The sequence below is a fragment of the Acidobacteriota bacterium genome (assembly GCA_016208495.1).
Classification (GTDB): domain Bacteria; phylum Acidobacteriota; class Blastocatellia; order Chloracidobacteriales; family Chloracidobacteriaceae; genus JACQXX01.
This window is the reverse complement of sequence record JACQXX010000103.1, coordinates 40,279-62,962: the sequence shown is the minus strand read 5'-3', so window position 1 is coordinate 62,962 and position 22,684 is coordinate 40,279. Positions and strand designations below refer to the sequence as shown.

The following is a 22,684-nucleotide window of genomic DNA, read 5'->3' as shown; positions in this document are numbered from 1 at the left end:
CGGTCAAAGCCGACAGGATGTGCCTACCTGCCGCTTATCCCTACTCGCCGTTGCTGTTCTCTTCTATTTTCTACAGAAGCGACCTGTTGGCTAGCTTCAAAGAAATCGGGAAGCCATTCCGCTCTTTCAAGTCTCTCTTAACATTGCCAGCAACTTTTTGGAAATCCAGGCATGACCAACGAAGCTCACCCACAAAAGCCATCCCAACGGCTTGACTCGATTGACCTCCTGCGCGGTGTCGTAATGGTGATTATGGCGCTTGATCACGTCCGCGATTTTTTCTCTGGAAATCACATTAACCCCACTGATTTAGCTGAAACCAGCCCCGCTCTCTTCCTTACCCGGTGGATCACACATTTCTGTGCACCGGTGTTTGTTTTTTTGGCTGGGACGGCCATGTTTTTGTCGGCTTCCAGGGGAAAATCAAAAAAAGAGCTGTCTTCGTTTCTGGTGACGCGCGGACTCTGGCTGGTATTTCTAGAATTGACCGTGGTGCGATTTGGATGGTTTTTTGACTGGAATTATCACCTGATGGTGGGGCAGGTCATCTGGGCGATAGGATGGTCAATGGTTGCGCTCGGCGGACTCATTTTTCTTCCAGTCTGGGCCGTCACGGCGTTTGGGGTTGTGATGGTGGCAACCCATAACCTGCTGGATGGATTACAGGCTGAGCAGTTTGGCCGACTCAGTTGGCTATGGATGATTCTTCATAACACCGGGACGATGGAGGTTTTGCCTGGAAAGTTATTTGCAGTGAGTTACCCGCTGATTCCCTGGATCGGCGTGATGGCTGCCGGGTATGGCTTTGGACAACTCTACCAGCTTGAGCCAGATCAACGGCGGCGGGGACTCTACTGGTTAGGAAGTGCCCTGGTGGTTTTTTTCATCGTGCTGCGCGCAATCAACATCTATGGGAATCCGCTTCCCTGGAGTGTCCAGCCATCAGCGGTCTTTACCGTGCTTTCATTTCTCAACTGTGAAAAATATCCACCTTCGCTCCTGTACCTGCTTATGACTTTGGGTCCAGCCATTCTCTTTCTGGCTTTTTTTGATGGTTTGGTTGGGAAAATCGGTCAGCCGTTTGTGACCTTTGGGCGGGTACCGCTGTTTTACTATGTGCTGCACTTGCCCTTGATCAATCTGATCTTTCACATTGACGCCATCCGGGTGCTGGGTTCACTCAGATTCACCGGGCCCTTTAGCATTCCCGACGGCTATGGGTACAGTTTGCCGATTGTGTACCTGGTCTGGATTTGTATTGTCCTGGCATTGTTTCCCGCCTGCCGATGGTTTGCCGATATCAAGCGGCGCAGAAAAGACCCGTGGCTGAGTTATCTTTAAAGTCATAGGAGTCAGGAGTCAGGAATGCCAGTTAAGAGTTGAGTCGGTTTTTGGTTCTCAGCCCACGAAGTGGGCGCCGGCTCGTAGCCCAGGGCGAGTCTTCGAGGAATGCGGATCATTACCCACCTTGTCCCCGCCCGACCAGCCGCCGTAGGCGGCGGCTGGTCGGGCGGGGAATTTTGGATTGGAGATGACCCGCATCCGGTGGTGGCGCGTCCAAAGCGACGCTGACCACCGGCTCACCGTACTCCATCCCAACAGGGATGAAAACTAAAAAACACTTCAACCCTTCACTGGCATTACTGACTACTGACTACTGACTGGTGTAATTGAGGTTTGGGCTGAGCCAGCGTTCGGCCTCTGCCAGCGGAATCCCTTTCCGGCGGCTGTAATCAAGCACCTGATCACGTTCGAGGCGACCAACAGCAAAATATTTAGCTTCCGGATGGGCAAAATACAAACCGCTGACTGAACTGGCCGGATACATGGCAAAGCTCTCGGTTAAGGTAATGCCCGTGTTTTTCTCCACCTGAAGCAGGTCAAAGAGACTCCGTTTTTCAGTGTGGTCCGGTTGGGCCGGATAACCTGGTGCCGGTCGAATGCCCCGATATTTCTCTTTGATCAATTCTTCCTGGCTCAGGTTTTCAGTCTGATCATAGCCCCACGCTTGCCGGGCCTGCTGGTGTAAACTTTCGGCAAAAGCTTCGGCCAGCCGGTCAGAAAGAGCTTTGACCAGGATCGAACTGTAATCATCATGATCGGCTTCGTACTGACGGCAGAGTTCGTCCATGCCAATGCCCGCCGTGACCGCAAATCCGCCAATATAGTCAGCCCGGCCAGATTCTTTTGGCGCGACAAAATCAGCCAGCGCCAGTTGAGACTGACCAGACGATTTTTCGGATTGCTGACGCAGGGTATAAAAACGGGTCAGTACTTCGGTTCGGAAGTCATCCGTGTAGACCTCGATGTCATCTCCGACGCTATTGGCCGGAAATAATCCAAAAACGCCGTGTGCTGTGATTTGTCGGTCAGTAATGATTTTTTCAAGCATTTTCTGGGCATCAGCAAACAATTCACGGGCTTTGTCGCCGATGACAGGATCATCGAAAATCTTCGGATAGCGTCCGCGAAGCTCCCAGGCATGGAAAAATGGCGACCAGTCAATGTAGGGCACCAGTTTCTCAAGCGGATAATCGGTCAAAACCTGGATCCCGACCTGGGTTGGGACATCAATTTCAGCCTGCTTCCAGTCAAATCGCGGCTTCCGCATCCGGGCCTGATCGAGTGTCAGTGAGGTGGCCCGTGCCGTACGGCCACTGTGCTCCTGGCGAAGTTGTTCGAGTTCAGCCCGATTTTTTTCAGCAAATTCAATCTTTAATTCTGAATTGATCAATTGACCAACGACCCCAACTGCCCGTGAAGCGTCAATGACGTGGACCACGGGCTGGCCATAATGCGGAGAAATTTTGACAGCAGTATGAATTTTGCTGGTCGTGGCACCACCAATCAGCAACGGAACCCGAAATTGCTGGCGCTCCATTTCTTTGGCAATGTGAATCATTTCATCGAGCGACGGCGTGATGAGTCCGCTCAACCCAATCATATCCACCTGATGCTCGCGGGCCTGTTTCAGGATCGTCTCACATGGCACCATCACCCCTAAATCAATGACTTCATAGTTGTTACACCCAAGCACAACCCCGACGATGTTTTTGCCGATGTCGTGAACGTCGCCTTTGACCGTGGCCATCAATACCCTCGCCAGTGCCCGGCTGGCGCCACTCGATTGTTTCTCGGCTTCCATATAAGGCTGCAGGACGGCAACCGCTTTTTTCATCACACGGGCGCTTTTGACCACCTGCGGCAGGAACATTTTTCCGGCGCCAAACAGGTCACCGACAATATTCATGCCATCCATCAACGGGCCTTCAATCACTTCCAGAGGGCGGGCATACAACTGGCGAGCTTCTTCGACGTCGGCTTCAATATGCTCAACAATCCCTTTGATCAAGGCATGGCTCAATCGTTCCTGGACGGTCCCGTTTCGCCAGTCAGCATCTTTGACCTGGGTTTTATCCTGTTGTTTGAATGACTCGGCAAATGTAATCAGGCGTTCGGTTGAGTCTGGGCGGCGGTTGAGCAGCACATCTTCAACCAGTTCGAGCAGATCCTTGGGAATTTCTTCATAGACCGCCAGTTGACCGGCATTCACAATGCCCATGTCGAGCCCGGCCTTGATGGCATAATAGAGAAACGCCGAGTGCATGGCTTCACGCACCGGGTTATTCCCCCGAAAGGAAAATGAGATATTGCTCACCCCGCCGCTGACTTTACAGTGCGGCAGATTTTGTTTAATCCAGCGCGTGGCTTCAATGAAATTGACCGCATAGTTGTTGTGCTCTTCGATGCCAGTAGCAACGGTCAAAATATTGGGATCAAAGATGATGTCTTCCGGCGGAAACCCAACTTTTTCGGTCAGGATGCGATAGGCTCGCTCGCAAATCTCGATTTTGCGCTCATAGGTATCTGCCTGGCCCTGCTCATCAAAGGCCATCACCACCACCGCCGCCCCATAGCGGCGAACTTTTCGGGCAAATTCGATGAAGGGCGCTTCGCCTTCCTTCAGGCTGATCGAATTGACAATACATTTCCCCTGCACACATTTCAGACCAGCTTCGATGACTGACCATTTTGAACTGTCAATCATCACCGGAACTTTTGAAATATCTGGCTCTGACATCACCAGATGCAGAAACTTGACCATGATGGCTTCGGCATCGAGCATGCCTTCATCCATATTGACATCAATAATTTGGGCGCCATTTTCGACCTGCTGGCGGGCAATTGCCAGCGCCTCTTCATACTGTCCCTGCTTAATCAACTGGGCAAATTTCGGCGAACCAGTCACATTGGTGCGCTCACCGATATTGACGAAGTTCATATCCGGGCGCATCACCAGCGGTTCCAGCCCGCTCAACCGGGTCACACACTGACGTGCTGGAGGGACACGCGGAGTGACTCCTTTCACCGCCGCCGCAATCGCGGAAATATGAAGCGGCGTCGTTCCACAACATCCACCAACAATATTGAGCCAGCCGTTGGCCGCAAACTCCTGAATCAGTTCACCCATAATCTCTGGAGTCTGGTCAAATCCGCCAAACACATTTGGCAATCCGGCATTGGGATAGCAGGTGAGAAAGATCGGCGCCATTTCAGAGAGTTCTTCAACATAGGGGCGCATTTCTTTGGCCCCAAAGGCGCAATTGATCCCAATACTCAACAATGGAAAATGCGATACCGAAATCCAGAAGGCCGCCAGGGTTTGCCCCGAAAGGGTTCGTCCACTCTGGTCCGTAATTGTCACCGAGGCAATCACCGGCACCCGGCGTCCGATCTCTTCAAATATCCGGTCAATGGCAAAGAGCGCGGCTTTGAGGTTTAAGGTGTCAAACGTGGTCTCCACCAGCAGCAGGTCTGAGCCGCCATCCAGCAATCCCCTGGCCTGTTCGGCATAGGCTGCAACCAGTTCGTCAAAGGTAACCGACCGGTGGCCTGGATTATTCACATCTCGTGACAGCGAGGCCGTTTTATTGGTCGGCCCCATCGAGCCCGCCACAAACCGTGGACGTCCATCAAGGGCCATCTGGGCCTCGACGGCCCGGCACGCAACCTGGGCCGAAGCCACATTTAAGGCATAGACTTCTGATTCGAGTTGATAGTCGGCCATCGAAATCGAAGTCGCACTAAAGGTATTGGTTTCAATAATATCGGCCCCAGCTTCAAGATATGCCCGGTGGATGGCTTCGATAATGTGGGGCTGTGTAATCGAGAGGAGATCGTTGCAACCTTTCAAATCACCTGGGTGATCAACAAATTGAGTTCCGCGATAATCGGCCTCTTGCAACTTATAACTTTGAATCATCGTGCCCATTGCGCCATCAATAACCAGAATCCGTTCGTGCAGCAGGCTCTTTAACAACTCCGTACAGTCTGTGTCGTGTTTCATTCAATAGTGGTCCTACCCTAAATCAGCAAAGATAAGAGTTACTGGGAGGTCGAGTTGAGGGAAAATCTGGGATTTGATGGCCTCACCCTGACTGAAAACCGTACCTTTGTCAAAGCCATTTCCCGTCTGAGTTCTCACTTCTATGGTGCGATTGGTTGGGTCCACCAGCCACAATTCACGCACGCCCAGTGCGCCGTAGGTGTCGGCTTTGGTCGTTCGATCATATTGCTCAGACGCCGGAGATAAAATCTCGATCACTAAATCTGCCGTACTGCGGAAGTTTTTATCTAACGTCGCCTCCAGTTCGGCGGAAAGGTAAAACAAATCAGGTTCCAGGTAGGTTTTGTCACTGGTCCAAATTGCGGCTCGTGGGGTGTAAAGCTTTCCTTTGTCAGCAATTGAAAACCGATGTGCGACCAGCGCATCAATAAGGCGTGAGGTTATTGAGTCGTGTGAGTAGTTCGGTGGTGGCGCCATATATAACACTCCTGCAATCAGTTCGCGCTTAGAGTGATCTTCCGGTTCGGGCAACTCCCAAAACTCGTTGAGGCTATAGGTTTTGACCAGCGGTGAGGTTGAAATCAGTACCGAATTCATACTTTTGTCCTCCAAGCTTTTGCTTTTCAACACTATAACTGACGAGTCCCAAATTATAAAAGGCGAACCGTTTCAGGTTCGCCTTCGAGGAAAAATAGAAAAAGTGCGGAGGGCAACTACCCAAAAATCTGTCCCAGATGGTGTTTCATATGCTGAAGGTAGTCAGCAATTAAAAATTCGAGGGTTACAGGTTCGTTTTGCCCAACCTGGCACCGGTTGCCCAGTTTCTCTTCTGGAATCGCCGCCACCACGCGGGTGAGGTGTTCATTATAGTTTTTCCACAATCCAACCAGATCAATCCAGTCAGCCGATTGATATTGCTGGCAGGCCACCCACTCGTTTTGTTCATACCCAGGCAACACAACACCATCCGTAAACTGTGCCCGGACAAACCGCTGATGGTTATTGGCCGCTGAATCAATCAAATGACCTAAAAGTTCCTTGCGCGACCATTTGTCAGGTGCCGTTGGCTGGCTGGCTTTTTTGTCGTTATAGGCTTGCAACCGGATGGAAGCCGCCCGAATAGTTTGTTTCAAATCATCAACAATCGCGGTCATTGGTTCTCCTTATGAATACAAATTATAAATTATGAGTTATGAACTATGAATTATGAATTATGAATAAACCCATCTGATTGAATGGCCAAGGTTTATCAGCTTCCTAATTCATCATTCATCATTCATAATTTCTTGAGGCTTAGGGTTTGGCTTGAAATTGAAGCCGTATGTCTGAAGTTTTGCTGGCGGTAATTTCGACCGGCACTTTCCAAATCACGGATTTGATCTGGCAAACGCCGGTGTTGTCTTCCCTGCAATAATAGAAAGTGGCGGAAACTTCAAGCTCCATTTTACCGACCTTCGCCGCCTCGAATGGCACACTGACGGGAAATGTGAGCAGTTTGGAAGCTTTTTTCAGGTCACCGGGCGCAAAAGTAAGCGTGCCAGTGCCGCTTATTTTGATCTGATACCGCTGTTCAATCGCATCATTGAAATGAAACCCGCCTGGGAGCGTGATATCCAGAATCAATTTCCCGACCTGCCCTGGAACAATTTTCTGGGCTGGAAGGGTGAGGGTTTCAGCATTTGGGGCAAATTCATCAGACGAAACTGGTGGCGCGCTCACCGGCTTGAGCCCTTTGAGAGCCAGGGTTGAAACCTTTCGTGTCGCTACATCCACCACCCGGACAGCATGATTATTGGTATCAGCCACATACAATTTCCCATCGGCTTCACTCAGTCCACCGGGTTCAAAAAATTTTGCCTTTTCGCCATCTTCAAGCCCTGGGCTGGTACTCCCCACCAGGGAAGTCACACTCCGAGTTGCCGGGTTCAACACTTTGATTTTGTGGTTATAGGTATCAGCGATAAACACCTTGCCATCGGCAAAAGTTACGCCCAGCGGATGTTGCAACCGCACATCGTCCCCAGTTCCGTCTTTGTCGCCATAATCGAACAGATCGCCTCCGGCCAGGGTCGCAACCGTCCCGCCCGATTTGGTATCCACCGACCGGATACTGCTGATTTCGCTGTCCGCCACAAACAGGAGCTGGCCATCAGTTGCCAGCCCGGAAGGTTGGGCAAAAGCGGAAGCACTGGCCGGACCATCCCAGCGCCGTTCAGCGCCGGTTCCCGAGTAGCGGTCAACAGTGTTCTTTTCCAGATCAAGTTTCCAAATTTGGTGCAACCCCGCAATGGCGATATAGAGCGTCTGACCGAGCAGTTGTAAGTCCCAGGGAGAACTCAGCGCTGTTTTTAAGGCCGGACCAGACGGATTGCGCTCATAGCCCTGAACTCCGGTTCCAGCCACGGTTTCCACGGTTTTCTTTTTCAAGTCAATCCGCCGGATCAAATGGTTTTCAGTATCAGCCACATACAGGCTTTCGCCGGAAATCGCCATTCCCTGCGGATGATGAAACTGCGCGGTTTCATATGTTCCATCAGATCGGCCAATTTGGCCATTTCCAATCACATCCGTCACAGTTCCATCAAAGCTTGCCACCACAATCCGGTTGTGATTGCTGTCAGCGATCAACAGCCGCTTCCCAGCTTTATCCGCCAGAACTTTGCCTGGAAATGAGAGCGGCATATCAACCCGTTTGGCCTGTTCCAGGGAAAGCGTCAACGGCTCTGATTTCAAGGTTTTGTCTTCTTTTGCGGCATCAATCAGCGCCTGGATGTCACTTTGCATGGCTTCCAGGTGGCCTTCACCAGAATACGCATTGGACACATAGCCTTCTGGATCAATCAGAACCAGGGTCGGCCAGGCTCGGACACCAAACGATTCCCAGATTTTGAAATCGGCATCATTCACAACCGGATGCTGGATTTCATATCGCAAAATTGCCTGTCGAATACTTTCTGATTCTTTTTCATTGGTGAATTTGGCCGAGTGGACGCCAATCACGACCAGTTCATTGGGAAAGGTTTCTTCGAGCTTTCGCAAGTCAGGCAGAATGTGCATACAGTTAATGCAACAGAACGTCCAAAAATCAAGGAGCACGACTTTGCCGCGAAGTTTCTCTAATGAAAGAGGTTGTGCTGTATTTAACCAGCTTATGCCGCCACTCAGTTCCGGAGCCCGGACAGGTCCAAATTTTCGTAGTTGAGCCGTTTTGCTTTGATGTCGAAGCACGTTTTTGTTCATTGGGTTTATCAAAAGAGGGATTTTGTGGTGTGCCTGTACCGGAATCAGGAGAGAAAAACTGAGCGACAAGACAACCACCCAGGTTGAAAGCATCAACAATATTCGATTCATATAAATCCAACAAAATGAGAAGGTTAGAAAGTTTAGATTGAAGTACCGGGAAAATGAAGAACGCCAGCCAGGTCGTTACTGATTTTTTCGCTGGTTTTCAATTTCCCGCTGGCGGCGGTGGAGTTCGGACTGGACACTGTCCGCATCAGGTGTCGTTTGGGATTCAATTTGGTTGGGTTGTGAATTGACATTCGGCCCAAAAAGCACGTACAACAACCCGGCAATCAACGCAATCATTCCCGCAACCGCCGCAAGCCAAACCACAAATCCAAGCAACTTAAATAACAGCCCAACACCGATCATCAATAAAATCAGGAAGATAATTACCTTAAGAATGGTCTTCATCATTTACCTCCATCCAAAATTGTTCACCTGAGCCAGAGGCATACTACTTCAGGGAAGGTACTTTGGATATTTCTTTCACACTGAAAATTGCGCACCACACTTTCAGGACTTACAGGCACGCCATGAACCTCACGCTTTCATCTGATTCTCTTGCCCAGCATTTGACCCAGCTCAACCAGGCCAATCACACCCTTGCCCGACATTTTCCTGGTGAATCGGGCCACCGGCAGCCAGTTCATTCGGTTTATGGGGGAGGGCATTTATTCAAAGCTGAAGCCGCCTCAAAACTCGGGAAACTGGCCCTGGCTTCACTCGAACAATTTGCTCCGGAAAGTGGTCAGTTGGGTGAGGCACTTGGTCTGACACTCAAAAAAGATGTACTTGATTTGATCTACAACCGGGTGGTTGAGAAACTTCGACGCGAGCCAGTTGAAGATTATCGGATTGATTTTGAGGACGGCTATGGAATCCGTTCGGACGAAGAAGAAGATGGGCACGTCGTGGCAGCAGCCAGGGAACTGGCCAGGGGAATTCAGACTCAATCACTTCCACCCTTCACTGGCTTTCGCGTCAAGGCATTGAGTCCCGAAATGCAGAGCCGGGCCATCAGAACCCTCGATCTGTTTTTGACCACTCTCTCCCAGGAAACAAACGGCCAGTTGCCTGAGAACTTTTGTGTAACTTTGCCGAAAGTGACTATCCCAGAACAGGTTACGGTACTGGTTCAGTTGCTTGACCAGCTTGAAACACGCCTTGGGCTCCCTTCGGGTGCGATTAAGATCGAAATCATGATTGAAACCACCCAATCTTTGTTTGACGCTCAGGGTCGGTTTGTCCCTCCCAGATTACTCAATGCCGCCAATGGGCGGTGTCTCGCAGCCCATTTTGGTGCCTATGACTACACCGCTGGCTGCAATATCACGTCAACGTATCAATCGCTCCAACATCCAGCCTGTGATTTTGCCCGACAACTAATGCAGGTTGGATTTTCAGGAACTGGAGTGTGGATCGTGGATGGGGCAACCAATGTCATGCCTATCCCGCCGCATCGCGCCAGTGCTGGTCAACTTCTCACGCCCGAGCAGATGATGGAAAATCGGCGAACAGTTCACCGGGCGTGGAAACTCCACTTTGACAACATTTACCACGGACTCAAAAGCGGGTTTTATCAGGGTTGGGATTTGCATCCGGCGCAATTGCCGATCCGATATGCGGCGACCTATCTGTTTTTCTTTGAAGGGCTTGACCCGGCGGCGGAACGATTGCGGAATTTTGTTCACAAAGCAGCCCAGGCGACACGGGTGAGAGATGTTTTTGACGATGCGGCCACGGGTCAAGGATTGCTAAATTTTTTCCTCCGGGCGATCAACTGCGGGGCACTTACAGAAGCCGAAACCATTGAACGAACTGGACTTTCCCACGAGGAGCTTCGAAGCCGCTCATTTCTGAAGATCCTGCAGAATCGGAAGTGAGGGGGTCGGGTTCTTTAAGGGATGAGGGATGAGGGATGAGGGATGAAGAAAATCCACTTGTCACCTTGTCACCTTGTCACTCTGTCACCCTGTCATCTGGTCACCTGTCCCCTTGTCCCCTTTGTCCCCTTGTCACTTACCGATGCTGGAGCGTGATCTGGGCCACGAGCGGATCTTTCGGTGACTCCAGCCTGGTTTCAAAATCGAAGTTTTCCTGTTTATTTTCAGCCTGATTGGACTTAATCCATTCTCGAATTTGGCGCGATTGATTCGGAGCGATGATTCCCTGGGGTGTTGCGAGTTTTTTGGATTGTAACTTTTCGAGCAGTTCCACTGGTTTCCGCGAAAAGATCAAAACCAGCCGTTCAGCGCCAACCGATTTGTCAAACTGGTACCACTCCTGAGGAAGTGAAAGTTTCTGATTGGCCTGGATGATTGAGTTTTCCTGATTTAAATGAGGAGCTGGAAAAAGCTGAACCAGTTCGCCACTGGTGGATTCATTGAGTAAATAAAAATGGCCTGTTTCCATCGTCTCAACAATAAATTTGAATGAATCACCCGAACGATAAATTTCGCGACCTGAAGCATTAAATGGAGTTCCCCGCTGATCGTCAACCACCAGCGAATAACTCAGTCGGGTTGAGGCCGTGGTGCCGGTCGGATTTTGGACTGGATCGGTTCCAGTTCCCTTGATAACGGCGGGTTTGGGGACTGGCTCCGGTTGTTTGCCCAGCCATACCACCACCCCAATCACAGCCACCACGGCAATAACGAAGAACCAGATGCGAGGATGCCGCCAGGACGGAGTTGGAAGCACAACTTGAACCTGGATTTGCGAGGGTGAAACAACAATCTGACTCGGCACAGCTAGACCGCTTTGGGGGGTTGCTCCGCCCAAACTGGAGATGGCGGGTTGGGAACTATCTTGACGAATTGAAAGTTCACCAGCCTGAACCACTTCTTGATTTGCAGGGACAGACAGCGGTTTTTCAACCGTCTCGCGGAGTGCCGCAATTTGAGCAATTTTGGCCGCTTCAGCTTCTTTTTTGCTGGCGGGCGCCAGGGTTGGGTCAGTATCTTTTTCGACTTCTTCAACCACCTCAATCGGGTTCAGTCCAGGCTGGTTGCTGGTTTGGGTTCCCGAACTCCCAGCAAAGGCAAGGGTTAAGGCGGTTGAAAATTCACGGACTGTTTGATACCGCTTGCTGGGTTCATAACTGAGTGCCTTCATCAACACCGTACTGACGGCTTCCGGCAGATCAGGACGAAGCTGTTTTGGTGAAATTGGGCCTGAAAGCTGCCTGCGCACCAGCAGTACAATCGTCGGTTCGCGAAACGGAGCCACTCCGGTCACAAGCTGGTACGCAATCACGGCCAGCGCCCATAAATCAACCAGTGGGGTGGCAACGGCACCGGTTAATTGCTCTGGAGAAGAATACCAGGGTGTTCCAATGCTGGCCCCTTCGACGGTAAGGGAGTCTTCAATTACTGAATCTTCAACTCGGGCAATCCCTAAATCAATGATTTTGACCTGCTTCCCGCCTCCGGAAAGATTTTGGAGCATGATATTAGTCGGCTTTAAGTCACGATGAAGAACCCCTTCACTATGAATTGCCTCCAGCGCACTGCTCATTTGGCCGACCATTGACAGAATTTCATTTTTTGGAAGTTGCCCCTTGCGCCGCACCAGTTTATCCAGCGATTCGCCCGCAATGTATTCTTGAACTAAGAATAAATTCCCATCATCGGTGACTCCGCTATCAATGACCTGAACGACATTGGGATGGGTGATGCGCAGGTAGGCTTCACGTTCTCTCAGCAATCGTTGGCGGGCTTTGACGGCAAAGCGTTGATTGGCTTTCGCGTTGATGAGTTTGATGGCAACCGGGCGGTTTAAATTCCGCTCATCCATGGCTCGATAGACCGTTCCCATGCCCCCTTCGCCGAGCTTGGCCTGGATGACATAGCGGTCACCTAGCTTTTCATTTGGTTTTAGTTCAAAGGAGTTTGATGACATGCAAGCGACAGAAAAGGTCAAGGGGATTGGCGTGGATCAATCAACATGGGTCTGGGGGAGAGAGGGAGAAAAAAATCGGTTCGGGGTTCAAGCTGCCGCCAGCTTGAACCCTGAACGTCATGGTAAAGATTGATGAGCCAAATGTTACTCAGAATGCCGAACATCAATTTCAGCTTTGAGCAACTCTCCCTTATTGGCAAAGTACATGGCCAGGATTTCCTTTGATGGAAGATAAATTTCTTCTTCCTCAATGGTGGTGTAGGTGCGTGAGCTTAATTCTTGATGAAATACTTTGTTCAAGTCCTGTTTCGGATCTTCAAATGCAGAAATCCGGGTTTTGCTAAACAGCACGGTCAACTTGTCTGTTCCAGCCGGAGGATCAATTCGCAATGGACCAATGGTCATTGGTTCATCAGGCAGAACTCGGGCGGGTTTGCCAGGATCCGGGTAAATCAATGACCGGGTAACCCCGTCGGAACCAAGATTGATCACATACAAATACCCTTCCTGCGATACTTCAAAACACAAGAAGATAATGTCACCCTGGCGGAAATTGCGTTGTGGATTGGTGACACCATAGGGCTTTTCCCCGGAAACCGGCTGGATTTTGGTTAAATTCCGGCCAACTTCATATCCGGGAGGGGTTTGGGTGCCGGAAGCCAGCACACTGTACTTCAACGCCACCATATTTGATTTGGCGACCGGGGCAACGTCTTTTTTCTTTGAACCTGGCAGGTTTTGGCGTTTTGGTTTTTCGGTTCGAGGACGAACATTGGTTAATCCAGAGGGAACTTGTTTGGTTTGGGTATCAAAAATACCTCGGGGACTGTCTTCTTCCTGAGTTGAGGCCATTAATCGAGGCATTCCGAGGAAGAGCGCAACACAGAGGCCCAGCAGCAAAACGGAACGTGCAAACATGGACCGACCTCCTTTATGTTCACGAAACAACATGCACGACTAAAATTGTGAATGTGAAATGATTGTGGCTGTAAATGTGTGTTTTTACAGTACTGCGAAGTGGTTTTTCGAGGCAAGGTCATGAAGGCGGAATGAAGAATGAAGAATGAAGAATGAAGAACTCAAGCCTAATATAGTCAATGAGATAGTCATTTTCTTTCTCTGAATCGAAATGAACGAGATGGGAAGATTTTTTCATCCCTCATCCCTCATCCTTTCCTTTCAATGCACCGTCAACACCAAATCATTCCGGTGAATAACCTCGTCATAGAGCTTATATCCCAGCCGGTTTTCAATTTCCGCTGTTTTGGCGCCTTTGATTTTATCAATATCGGCGGCACAGTATGAAACCAAGCCACGGGCGATTTCCTGGCCTTGCTCATCCACACAGGCCACGGGTTCACCGGCACCAAAATTCCCTTCAACCGCGCGGATCCCCGATGGAAGCAGGCTTTTGCCTCCGCGAATGACGGCCTGGCAGGCACCGGCATCCAAAACCAGCCGCCCCGTCGGGGTGAGGGTAAAGGCAATCCAGTGTTTGCGGCTGCTCAGGGCTTCCTGACTGGGTAAAAACAGGGTGCCAATTGCCTTTCCAGCAAACAAATCAATCAGGCAATTTGATCTTCGGCCACGCGCCAGGAGAGTTGGAATTCCAAACCTCGACGCCGTTCTGGCTGCTTCCAATTTGGTGACCATCCCGCCTGTTCCAAACGCACTTTTGGTCTCAGCGGCCAATGAAGCAGTTTGACGGTCCAGGTTTTCAACTTGTGAAATCAACTTTGCCTCGGGATTGGCTTTAGGATCGGAATCAAAGAGTCCTTCAATATCCGATAAAATCACCAGTAAATCGGCGTCAATTAAGTTGGTAACCAGTGAACTCAGACGATCATTGTCACCGAGTTTGATTTCTTCGACCACCACGGTGTCATTTTCATTGATGATCGGAACGACTCCAAGTTCAAGCAGTGCAAAAACGGTGTTGCGGGCGTTGAGAAATCGCCCACGGTCCACCAGATCATCCTGGGTCAGCAAAATCTGTGCGGCCTGCAGGTTGTGAGTGGCAAAGTGACGTTCATACGCCTGCATCAACTGGCTCTGGCCAACCGCCGCCGCCGCCTGTTTATAGGGCATGGTTTTGGGCCCGGCGGTCATTCCCAGCCGGACTCGGCCAGCGGCAATCGCGCCGGAGGACACCAAAACGACTTCTTTACCGGCTTTCCGAAGGTGAGAAACCTGAGCGGTCAGCGACGCAAACACGTCTTCGCTCAACCCGGCTTCAGCATCAACCAGGACACTGCTGCCAATTTTAATGACAATCCGTTTGACATTTTTTAACGAGAATTTTCGCATGGCATTCTATTTTCAGGTGTTTTAAGAAGATCTGGGCATTGCTTTCAATTCGAGCAAATCCTCAATTTGGGTAATACACCAGTCAACTTTAGACGCATCGGGACAGGGCTTGGGAGGATTGCTTTGGAGCCAGACCGACATCATGCCCACTGACTTTGAGCCCAGCACATCGGCGACAAATTGATCTCCGACATAGGCTGTTTTTTCGGCGGGGAGATTCATTTTTTCAAGCGCAATCTGAAAGATCTTCGCATCCGGTTTGCGGACATTGACCAGAGTCGAATCAATCACCAGTTCAAAATACTCGTCAAACCCAAGGTCCTGACACCATCCTTTGGCATTGCCCCAGTTATTGCTGATACAGGCCAGCCGATAGTCAGTTGACAATGCCTGTAGCACCTCGCGGCTTCGTTCCAAATGTGCCCGGGCATCAAGGAGAAACCGGCTGGTGATTTCGGTGGCATCAACCCCCTCCAGTTCAGGGTTGCGTTGATTGACCACGTGCCTGACCAGATGTTCAACCGTCTGTTCGAGGCTCAGAGAGAGTGCCCGTTCATTGAGAGCCAGTGCCCGTCCGGCCTCGATTACAAAGGGAAGAAACTGTTTCCAGGTCACGTGCGGTGCATATTCCTGGGCATACACAAAAAACCGTTCATACCAGGCAATTCCTGGCCCATCTAAAGTACCGCCAAAATCAAAAACCAGTGCTGAAAGTGATTGTTTCATCCTATCTTCGGCGTGGAGACCCGGTCCTGGCTGGGCCGGGAGGAAACGCCGCTCCTTTTTGAGTTGAGACGAAAGCGGAAAGAACGGATCCTTCCCGCCCTCGATGTGATGTGAAAGATTCACGTCACGCACCGACTTGCGTCGGGTAGTGCGTACCGGTCTGACTGTGACCGCCGACCGGATTCGACGTCCTCTCGACCGGATTTGGGAAGGTTTGCCGTGACCGGCACTGGCACTGACTCCCATGCCTGTTTAACCGGTCACCGTAGCGCAGCGGACTGAGGCGGCATCCGCAGGTACCTATCGATTCTTCCCAATCGGTTCCCGTGATTTGCACGGGGGTCTGGTCAACCGGAACTTGAACCAATGCAACCACGGTGGGCCATCCGGCAGGATGGCGTCGTGGCTTGACGACTCAAGCTCGGCCCTTGATGGCCGAGTCTGTTGACTAGTATTTCCTGGTTGTGGTACAGGATATGCACTCAGTATGGTAGGACATCACTCAGAAAGTGACGTGGGAAAGAAACCGGTCTTTATAGCATCAGAGCGGCTTCCTTTTCCAACAGTTTCATCCGAGTGAGTGTTCAGTACTCAAGTGACCTCACCAGCCGGTACAAATAATACCATTTGGGGTTCAGGGTATCAGGTTCAGAGTTCAGGTAAATACAATTTTTTCAATGATTTAGCCTTCCAGTAATGCGATAGGTTCATTCCAAAATGGTATAATTTCTCAAATTTTGTTTTGCGGAGAGGCAGCCATGAAAATACTTGTCGCCATTGATTCATCGCCATCGTCTGATTCAGTCATCCATCAGGTTCTGTCCCGCCCCTGGCCAGCACAATCCGAAATCTGTGTTATGACCGTGGTTGATACCAAAGCCTTCATTCCATCAGTACCGGGCGTTGAAAGTGTCACCCGGTTTCAGGTCGAGGAAGCCGAACGATTGGTCAGCCGGGCGGCGGCTAAATTTTCACGGCTGGGGTTGACCACCTCAACCACCATTTCTGAAGGCTACCCACAGGCTGAAATCCTGGAATATGTCAAAGAGTGGAGGGCAAATTACCTGGTGCTGGGTTCGCACGGCCATTCGAGGCTGGTGCGATTTTTCTTGGGGAGTACCTGTCAAACCGTCCTGCGCAATGCTCCCTGTTCAGTCGAACTGGTCAGAGACCGCAGGCCAGGTACCGATGACGGCAGCCTCAAGCCATATAAAGTTTTGGTTGCAACGGATGGTTCAGAATCCGCCATTCAAGCCATTGATTCAATTAAATATCGCCCGTGGCCGACACCAACGCAAATTCGAGTCGTTAGTGTGTTTGATCCAAGCGTCCCAGTGGCGGACCCAGGGTTTCTGCCGTCTGACTTAATCAGTCGAATCCAGACCGAACACCGGAAAATGGCTGAAGATCTGGTGGCAGCCGCTCAACGTCAACTGGCTGGAGTTGAATATGAGGTGTCAGCCCATGTGCTTGAAGGGGATGCCAAGGTTCGTATTTTGGACGAAGCCAGTCAGTGGGAAGCCGATTTAATTGTGTTGGGATCACACGGAAAACGCGGACTGGTCAGGTTTTTGATGGGCAGTGTGTCCGAGGCTGTGGCACTCCACGCGCCATGTTCAGTCAATGTCATCAGGCCAGGCTCAAATTGAAAGTGCTGACACGTCGGCGCACTCCAAAAATATTTCCGGAGGCTGGGTGAGATTTCCCAATTAACCGGGAAATAATGCGCACCGAGCCTCAAAATTCCCGATGAGATCAGAGACCTGTGCCAGTCAGGTCAACGCTCGTTTTTTCTTTTTTCCAAATTTTTCCCTTATTTTTTCAATGAGGGAATTCCTGATTTAACTCTTTGAAAAACAAACTTTACTTTGCCATGAACATAGTATTCTCTGGATAGACTGGTAATTCTGATTCAATGGTTTTTTGAGAATGGCACACAGGTTGCCCTAAAGAAAATCGTAGGCACAGCCTCAATACTCTGTGACGGTGCATCTCCATAGTTTTCTAAAAGGAGGTCGTATGAAAAGCGAAGCAGTTGTAAAAACAAAAGTTGAAGCCAAGCCGGAGCTTCCAATTTTTGTTAAAGCTGAGCACCTTTTCGAGCAAATGGAAAAAATGTACCGGACCATTGCTGATCGTGCTTTTGAACTTTTCAGCCATCGGGAACCAAACCTTGGCAATGATTGGGAGGACTGGTTCCGAGCGGAATCAGAATTGTTGCGAAGGACCCCGGTTGAAATGACAGAAGCCGACGGCGCGCTGAAGGTGACAATCGAAGTGCCTGGATTCAAACCCGAAGACCTGAAAGTGAGCGTCGAACCCCTGAGCCTGATGGTTGACGGCAAGGTCGAAACGACTGAGGAAAAGAAAGAAGAGGAAAAAACGGTTTACACCGAATATCGGTCAAATCGCATTTTCCGCACGCTTCCGCTTCCAAAGGAAGTTGACCCAGCCCAGGCAAAGGCGACGTTAAAGGATGGGATTTTAACCCTCACACTGCCAGTCGTGGTTACTGAGAAAGGCACCAAGGTTGAAGTAAAAACTGAATAGCGCTTTGAAATTTCTCGAATGAAGTTTCCCGAACTTCAAAGCGTGGATCGTCAGCTTACCGTGGAGGACGACTGAGTTGGGCACTCAGTCGCCCTCCATAGTTTTTTCTGGCAATTTTTCGCCAGGGCTACTGAACAACCAGATTCAGGGTGGCCATCCGAGTCCGCCCGGTTGAGTCCTGACCGGAAAATGTCAACGGGTAGGTTCCAACGGTGGCACCTGATTTGGCTTTGATTGTAAATTCAAGACTGGCGCCGCTGGTGGATTGAGTTGACGGAGTTATTTTAAGTTTCTGTGCCCTGGTGTCTGGCGGTGTCACGGTTACAGCCCCTGAAAAACCAGCCGTGCGATTTATTTTTATCCCGACCTTTATTTTTTCCCCTTTTCGCAAAGTGATAGAACTGGAATCAAACCCAAGTTCGAAATCAGGCGACTGAACCATAATTGAAACGACTGTGGTTCGAGCAATGAGAGGTTGCCCGCCTGATGCCTTCAGGGTAACAGTCAATGTCCCGCCTGGCGTTGTCGGGCTTGTTTCAACCGTCAACGTTGCAATGCCATCTGTCTCCACTGAATTTGACGACAATCGCACGGCGACCCCAGCCACTGGAGTCTCAAGCACTGCCTCTAACCCAATCGTTCCACTAAAGCCATTTCGACCTGTAGCTGAAACCATAAATTCCGCAGTGGCACCAGCCGTGATGGATTGTGACAATGGCGTTGCGGTCAGTGAGAAATCCGGGTTTCCAGTGATTGAAAAATTTCCCGCACTGCCCGCACTGCCCTGATTACCGGCTTCATCAATTGCGGTTACCCGAATGCGGCCTTGCTGTGTGTCCATGTCGGGAACTGTCCAGGCAAAGGAACTGGCAGCGCCGCCCAATCCGGTCGCAATCGCGGTTGAAAAAGTTGTACCGCCATCCGTCGAGAGCGCCACATCCTGACTTTTGACTTCAAAGTCATCCTGTGATGTCCATTTGATTTCAAATGAACTTGAAGGCGTCAACACCTCCCCGCCATTTGGTGAAACAATCTGCACTTCGGGAGCGGCAGTGTCGGGATCTCGCGGAAACTGCCAATCCCACATTCCACGTCCGTGAGTTGCAATGCGAAGAAAGCGGAAAGTTGGGTGGAGGGCCACATTAAAGACTGGAACTCACGGCAACCCGGCGCTGAAAGGTTCCCAGTTTTTGCCGCCATCCAGCGACCGAAACACCCCGATGTCAGTAGCCGCATAGAGTTCTTGTGGGTTCTTTGGATCAACCACCAGATCATTGACCGGAACATCTGGAATTCCAATTGAAGAAGGTTTCCAGGTTGGTCGTCCAGCCCTCAGGTTGGTCGTCTTCCAGATGTGCTGCCCCAATGCCAGACCATAACCATTGAGGGTAACATAGGCCGTATCGTCATTCGTTGGGTCAATAATGGTTTGTGTGACAAAGGTTCCAGCCGGAATTGGCCCCGAAATATCATCAAACGTGGTTGAGCCCGTCGTGGTACGAAATACCTTCCCAGTAATGAGTCCAACCACGCGCAGGTTGTCATCAACTGGGGAAATTCCAATCGCTGTAATTGGAACTCCAAGGGTCGAACCAGAGAACTGGCCAAATGGACCACCGACGACCGTCATGGTGTCGCCCGCATCAGTGGACCGATACAGTTTCTCAGTCCCGAAGTACAAGGTGTTCGGGTTTCCTGGCCCCAACTCCATTGGTGCGTAGAAAAACGTGTTGTCGTTACAATTGATTCCATTGTCAGCCGCGATGGCTTCGTTGGCGCATCCCTGGTTTGACTGCCGGATCCCGCATCCGCGCCAATCCCAGCTTGCACTTTCAGCACAGGCCGTGGTTCGCACTCTGAGAAAGCCAATGATGTTATTTCGAATATTAAAATAGGTGTGATACATCAAGACATTTGAGGTATCGCGGACATTGCGGTCAATTGCCACAGCCCCGCCATCAGAGTTGTCTGTTTGTATCCACGTACCATCCGCCCTTCGAAACTCCGTCCCAAGATCCTGGGTTCCGCCGATACAGAAATTTCGATTGGTTGGATGTAAGGCAACCGTATGAAATAAAATGGTGGATAGATCCGGGGTATTTAAACTGGTCCAGGTCATCCCTTCATTGGTTGATTTGAAGATCCCGGCATCATCCCCAGTGTAAACAATAGATGGGTTTGTGGCTGAAACTTCAATCGCATGGGTGTCAGCATACAACCCGCGTTCACGGCGGAAGAAAGTAGCACCATCGCCGGATCTGGCAAAGGTGATGCTGGCACAATTTCCAACCTGTCCAGCCCGCCCTTGACCTCCCACATAGATCACTTTTGGATCAAGCGGCGACATGGCAACGGCAATGTTGTAAAAACACTGGGTGCCGCAATACCCGCTAATGCCTGTAATTGGTTCCGACCAGGTTACACCGCTGTCCGTTGAACGCCTGAGCACCCCACCGCGACCGGCAAAAATACCACTTCCACAGCCTTTGACGCTGTCGAGTTCAGAGGTTGCGGCCAGGATCGTCACACCGGTGTCAACTTTGACCGCGGCCAATTTGACATACAGGTTTAAGCCGGTGAGGGGGTCCATTTGTTGGAAGCGTGGATTGTCAGCCTGGGCGTTGGTCGAACGCCAGATTCCACCAACACTTGCACTATCTGGAACAAAATTAAAACTCTGCACGGCGCAAATCAAAATGTCTGGATTTCCAGGCTCATACACCATATCTGTCACGGGTCGCGCCAATCCGTTTCCTGGCACCGCCAGTCGGGAAAACGTCGGCAAGGCGGAACCAGCATTTTGCGAGCGAAACAATCCCATACCATTTGGCGGCAGAAAGGTAAACCGACTGAAGCCGCTGGCGGATGGCACCGTGCTCACCAGAATATGGTTTGGGTTGGTTGGATGAACCAGGATTTTCGAGACTGAACTCCGGCTCATAATGTCAGTTCCAGACCCGTCCCGATTCAAAGGGCCAGTCAACTTCGGATTGGTTTCGGCAGTGTCAATCCGGTAAACTCCAACGCCGAAAAATCCTGGTAAAAACGGTTCTCCGGTTCCAACATACACGGTTGTCGGTTGTGAAGGAGCAATGGAAATAGCACCAATCGAAAGGCTTTGGGCTTCTTCCATGAGTCCCACCCAGGTTTTTCCTCCATCCAATGTACGAAACAGCCCGCCGGCAGCAGTGCCAATATAGACAATGTCAGGATTTGTCGGATGCACCGCTACCGCATTGACCCGGCCACTCACGGTTGATTCCAAACCGCCTGGAAGAAAACCATTTGGAATAGGCGCCGGTCCAATTTCGCGCCAGGCACCTTCGGCTTGCCTGCGGCCAATCCTGGCTTCAGCCCGCTTCATTTCAGCGATGGCTTTTATCCTGGGGTCATACGGAAGGCTATGCGGTAAACCACGCATCTGGGCGACATATTCAAACCGCCGAAAGAGAAAGTCTTCTTTATCTATCCTTCCCTGTAACCAGGCCGGTAAATCTGGATCAAAATCGGCGTCGGAATCTGGTTCTGGCGATTGGACTGGCTTCGATTGAGCGAAACCGGGGTTTTGAAACCGAGGGAGGACCAGTCCGCAAGGCAAAAGCAGGCCCAAAACCCCAATCAGGGCAATAAGGGATCTTTTCATAGTGATGAGGACTCAAACGTGAGAGTGAAGGCTGGACATTGTCGGACTGGTTTGGAGTCAAATCATCCACAATCTGGGTATGGTAGGGGAGAAAATTGGACCAAACGCGGAAAAAACCCAATCCAGCGCGGATAAATAACCATCAAATCCTGGTGGTCAAAGCCCTTGTAAAAGCGCCCGAAGCTGTTTTGACTGCCGCTCGCTGACCTGCACCACCGTCCCATCTCGATCATTGAGGGTTAACAGAAAGGTACTTTTAAAGAAGGGAGCGATTTCCTTCACCTTTTCGATATTTACAAATGCTGACCGGTGGGCTCGGAAAAACGGAGGCTGAGGCAGGAGGTTTTCCAAATCAACCAGCCGGTAATTGGTTGGAAACCGGGCTGAGTCAGTCTGGATTTTGACGACGCTGTCTTCAATCATCACCAGGACAATGTCGCTGGTTGGAATCAAAACAAACCGATCTTGTTTTCGGGCAACAATTTGCCGTGGGAAAGTTGAGACGGAATCAGAGACAACCTGGCGGACTTTTTTGCGTTCCGCATCCATTTCTGGTTCGACCTGGGAGATTCGGCGGGCGCGGTCAATGGCGTGAGCCAGCCGCTCACGGTTGATAGGTTTGAGCAGATATCCAACGGCATTGGCTTCAAAGGCCGCCAGTGCAAAGGCATCATAGGCGGTGGCAAAAATGACCAGCGGAAGAGGGTTGGAAAGGGCCTGTAAGACCTGAAATCCATTCAACCCAGGCATTTGAATGTCCAGGAAAATGAGATCCGGGCCCAATGCTTCAACCTGTTGGACCGCTTCCATTCCATCCCCGGCTTCGCCGATAATCTCGATTTCCGGATGAGAGGAAAGCAATTTTTTCAGCCGTGATCGGGCTGAGGCTTCATCATCTATGACGATGGTCTTGAGTTTCATAAGTG

The 22,684-nt window shown here is 50.6% G+C and carries 16 protein-coding genes; 4 read left to right on the top strand and 12 right to left on the bottom strand.

The features are described 5' to 3' along the window. Positions 1 to 171 precede the first annotated feature (171 nt). Positions 172 to 1,341: a DUF1624 domain-containing protein gene (locus HY774_20965; GenBank protein ID MBI4750959.1), complete on the top strand. Its 1,170-nt coding sequence runs from the start codon at positions 172 to 174 to the stop codon at positions 1,339 to 1,341. Positions 1,342 to 1,654: 313 nt separating this feature from the next. Here HY774_20965 and metH read toward each other — a convergent pair whose 3' ends face one another. From metH to HY774_20940, 5 genes are all read right to left on the bottom strand, one after another. Further along, the gene (gene metH / locus HY774_20960; protein ID MBI4750958.1) at positions 1,655 to 5,347 is read right to left on the bottom strand and encodes a methionine synthase; all 3,693 of its coding nucleotides are present in this window, start codon (positions 5,345 to 5,347) and stop codon (positions 1,655 to 1,657) included. A gap of 12 nt (positions 5,348 to 5,359) precedes the next feature. Continuing rightward, positions 5,360 to 5,944 (bottom strand): Uma2 family endonuclease, encoded by a 585-nt coding sequence (locus tag HY774_20955; protein ID MBI4750957.1) that lies wholly within the window; start codon positions 5,942 to 5,944, stop codon positions 5,360 to 5,362. 116 nt (positions 5,945 to 6,060) lie between these two features. Next, positions 6,061 to 6,501, bottom strand: a complete 441-nt coding sequence (locus HY774_20950; protein MBI4750956.1) for a DinB family protein — start codon at positions 6,499 to 6,501, stop codon at positions 6,061 to 6,063. Between the two features lie 139 nt (positions 6,502 to 6,640). Then, positions 6,641 to 8,587 carry a redoxin domain-containing protein gene (locus tag HY774_20945; GenBank protein MBI4750955.1) on the bottom strand — a complete coding sequence of 649 codons (1,947 nt, stop codon included), beginning with the start codon at positions 8,585 to 8,587 and terminating at the stop codon, positions 6,641 to 6,643. A gap of 186 nt (positions 8,588 to 8,773) precedes the next feature. Continuing rightward, positions 8,774 to 9,043: a hypothetical protein gene (locus HY774_20940; protein MBI4750954.1), complete on the bottom strand. Its 270-nt coding sequence runs from the start codon at positions 9,041 to 9,043 to the stop codon at positions 8,774 to 8,776. Positions 9,044 to 9,165: 122 nt separating this feature from the next. On the opposite strand from HY774_20940, the gene HY774_20935 reads away from it, so the two are divergent. Continuing rightward, entirely contained in the window at positions 9,166 to 10,515 is a 1,350-nt protein-coding gene (locus HY774_20935; protein MBI4750953.1) for a phosphoenolpyruvate kinase, read from the top strand. 136 nt (positions 10,516 to 10,651) lie between these two features. Here HY774_20935 and HY774_20930 read toward each other — a convergent pair whose 3' ends face one another. The 4 genes from HY774_20930 to HY774_20915 form a co-directional block, all read right to left on the bottom strand. After that, positions 10,652 to 12,532, bottom strand: a complete 1,881-nt coding sequence (locus HY774_20930; GenBank protein MBI4750952.1) for a protein kinase — start codon at positions 12,530 to 12,532, stop codon at positions 10,652 to 10,654. 144 nt (positions 12,533 to 12,676) lie between these two features. Next, the gene (locus HY774_20925) at positions 12,677 to 13,450 is read right to left on the bottom strand and encodes a DUF4384 domain-containing protein (GenBank protein ID MBI4750951.1); all 774 of its coding nucleotides are present in this window, start codon (positions 13,448 to 13,450) and stop codon (positions 12,677 to 12,679) included. Between the two features lie 261 nt (positions 13,451 to 13,711). Beyond that, entirely contained in the window at positions 13,712 to 14,839 is a 1,128-nt protein-coding gene (gene proB / locus HY774_20920) for a glutamate 5-kinase (protein MBI4750950.1), read from the bottom strand. Between the two features lie 21 nt (positions 14,840 to 14,860). Then, positions 14,861 to 15,811, bottom strand: a complete 951-nt coding sequence (locus HY774_20915; protein ID MBI4750949.1) for an HAD family hydrolase — start codon at positions 15,809 to 15,811, stop codon at positions 14,861 to 14,863. Between the two features lie 512 nt (positions 15,812 to 16,323). Here HY774_20915 and HY774_20910 point away from each other — a divergent pair. Then, positions 16,324 to 17,214, top strand: a complete 891-nt coding sequence (locus HY774_20910; GenBank protein MBI4750948.1) for a universal stress protein — start codon at positions 16,324 to 16,326, stop codon at positions 17,212 to 17,214. Between the two features lie 370 nt (positions 17,215 to 17,584). Then, positions 17,585 to 18,115: an Hsp20 family protein gene (locus HY774_20905; protein ID MBI4750947.1), complete on the top strand. Its 531-nt coding sequence runs from the start codon at positions 17,585 to 17,587 to the stop codon at positions 18,113 to 18,115. Between the two features lie 127 nt (positions 18,116 to 18,242). Here HY774_20905 and HY774_20900 read toward each other — a convergent pair whose 3' ends face one another. From HY774_20900 to HY774_20890, 3 genes are all read right to left on the bottom strand, one after another. After that, a complete protein-coding gene (locus HY774_20900; protein MBI4750946.1) occupies positions 18,243 to 19,202 on the bottom strand; it encodes a hypothetical protein in 960 nt (319 codons plus the stop codon). A 69-nt stretch (positions 19,203 to 19,271) separates the two neighbouring features. Next, positions 19,272 to 21,758 carry a hypothetical protein gene (locus tag HY774_20895; protein ID MBI4750945.1) on the bottom strand — a complete coding sequence of 829 codons (2,487 nt, stop codon included), beginning with the start codon at positions 21,756 to 21,758 and terminating at the stop codon, positions 19,272 to 19,274. Between the two features lie 156 nt (positions 21,759 to 21,914). Next, positions 21,915 to 22,679 carry a response regulator transcription factor gene (locus HY774_20890; GenBank protein ID MBI4750944.1) on the bottom strand — a complete coding sequence of 255 codons (765 nt, stop codon included), beginning with the start codon at positions 22,677 to 22,679 and terminating at the stop codon, positions 21,915 to 21,917. Positions 22,680 to 22,684 lie beyond the last annotated feature (5 nt).

Excerpts from the sequence above, each read along its gene's own strand:
- HY774_20965 (MBI4750959.1), top strand. The coding sequence starts at position 172 with ATGACCAACGAAGCTCACCCACAAAAGCCATCCCAACGGCTTGACTCG.
- metH (MBI4750958.1), bottom strand. The coding sequence starts at position 5,347 with ATGAAACACGACACAGACTGTACGGAGTTGTTAAAGAGCCTGCTGCAC.
- HY774_20955 (MBI4750957.1), bottom strand. The coding sequence starts at position 5,944 with ATGAATTCGGTACTGATTTCAACCTCACCGCTGGTCAAAACCTATAGC.
- HY774_20950 (MBI4750956.1), bottom strand. The coding sequence starts at position 6,501 with ATGACCGCGATTGTTGATGATTTGAAACAAACTATTCGGGCGGCTTCC.
- HY774_20945 (MBI4750955.1), bottom strand. The coding sequence starts at position 8,587 with ATGAACAAAAACGTGCTTCGACATCAAAGCAAAACGGCTCAACTACGA.
- HY774_20940 (MBI4750954.1), bottom strand. The coding sequence starts at position 9,043 with ATGAAGACCATTCTTAAGGTAATTATCTTCCTGATTTTATTGATGATC.
- HY774_20935 (MBI4750953.1), top strand. The coding sequence starts at position 9,166 with ATGAACCTCACGCTTTCATCTGATTCTCTTGCCCAGCATTTGACCCAG.
- HY774_20930 (MBI4750952.1), bottom strand. The coding sequence starts at position 12,532 with ATGTCATCAAACTCCTTTGAACTAAAACCAAATGAAAAGCTAGGTGAC.
- HY774_20925 (MBI4750951.1), bottom strand. The coding sequence starts at position 13,450 with ATGTTTGCACGTTCCGTTTTGCTGCTGGGCCTCTGTGTTGCGCTCTTC.
- proB (MBI4750950.1), bottom strand. The coding sequence starts at position 14,839 with ATGCGAAAATTCTCGTTAAAAAATGTCAAACGGATTGTCATTAAAATT.
- HY774_20915 (MBI4750949.1), bottom strand. The coding sequence starts at position 15,811 with ATGGGAGTCAGTGCCAGTGCCGGTCACGGCAAACCTTCCCAAATCCGG.
- HY774_20910 (MBI4750948.1), top strand. The coding sequence starts at position 16,324 with ATGAAAATACTTGTCGCCATTGATTCATCGCCATCGTCTGATTCAGTC.
- HY774_20905 (MBI4750947.1), top strand. The coding sequence starts at position 17,585 with ATGAAAAGCGAAGCAGTTGTAAAAACAAAAGTTGAAGCCAAGCCGGAG.
- HY774_20900 (MBI4750946.1), bottom strand. The coding sequence starts at position 19,202 with ATGTGGGATTGGCAGTTTCCGCGAGATCCCGACACTGCCGCTCCCGAA.
- HY774_20895 (MBI4750945.1), bottom strand. The coding sequence starts at position 21,758 with ATGAAAAGATCCCTTATTGCCCTGATTGGGGTTTTGGGCCTGCTTTTG.
- HY774_20890 (MBI4750944.1), bottom strand. The coding sequence starts at position 22,679 with ATGAAACTCAAGACCATCGTCATAGATGATGAAGCCTCAGCCCGATCA.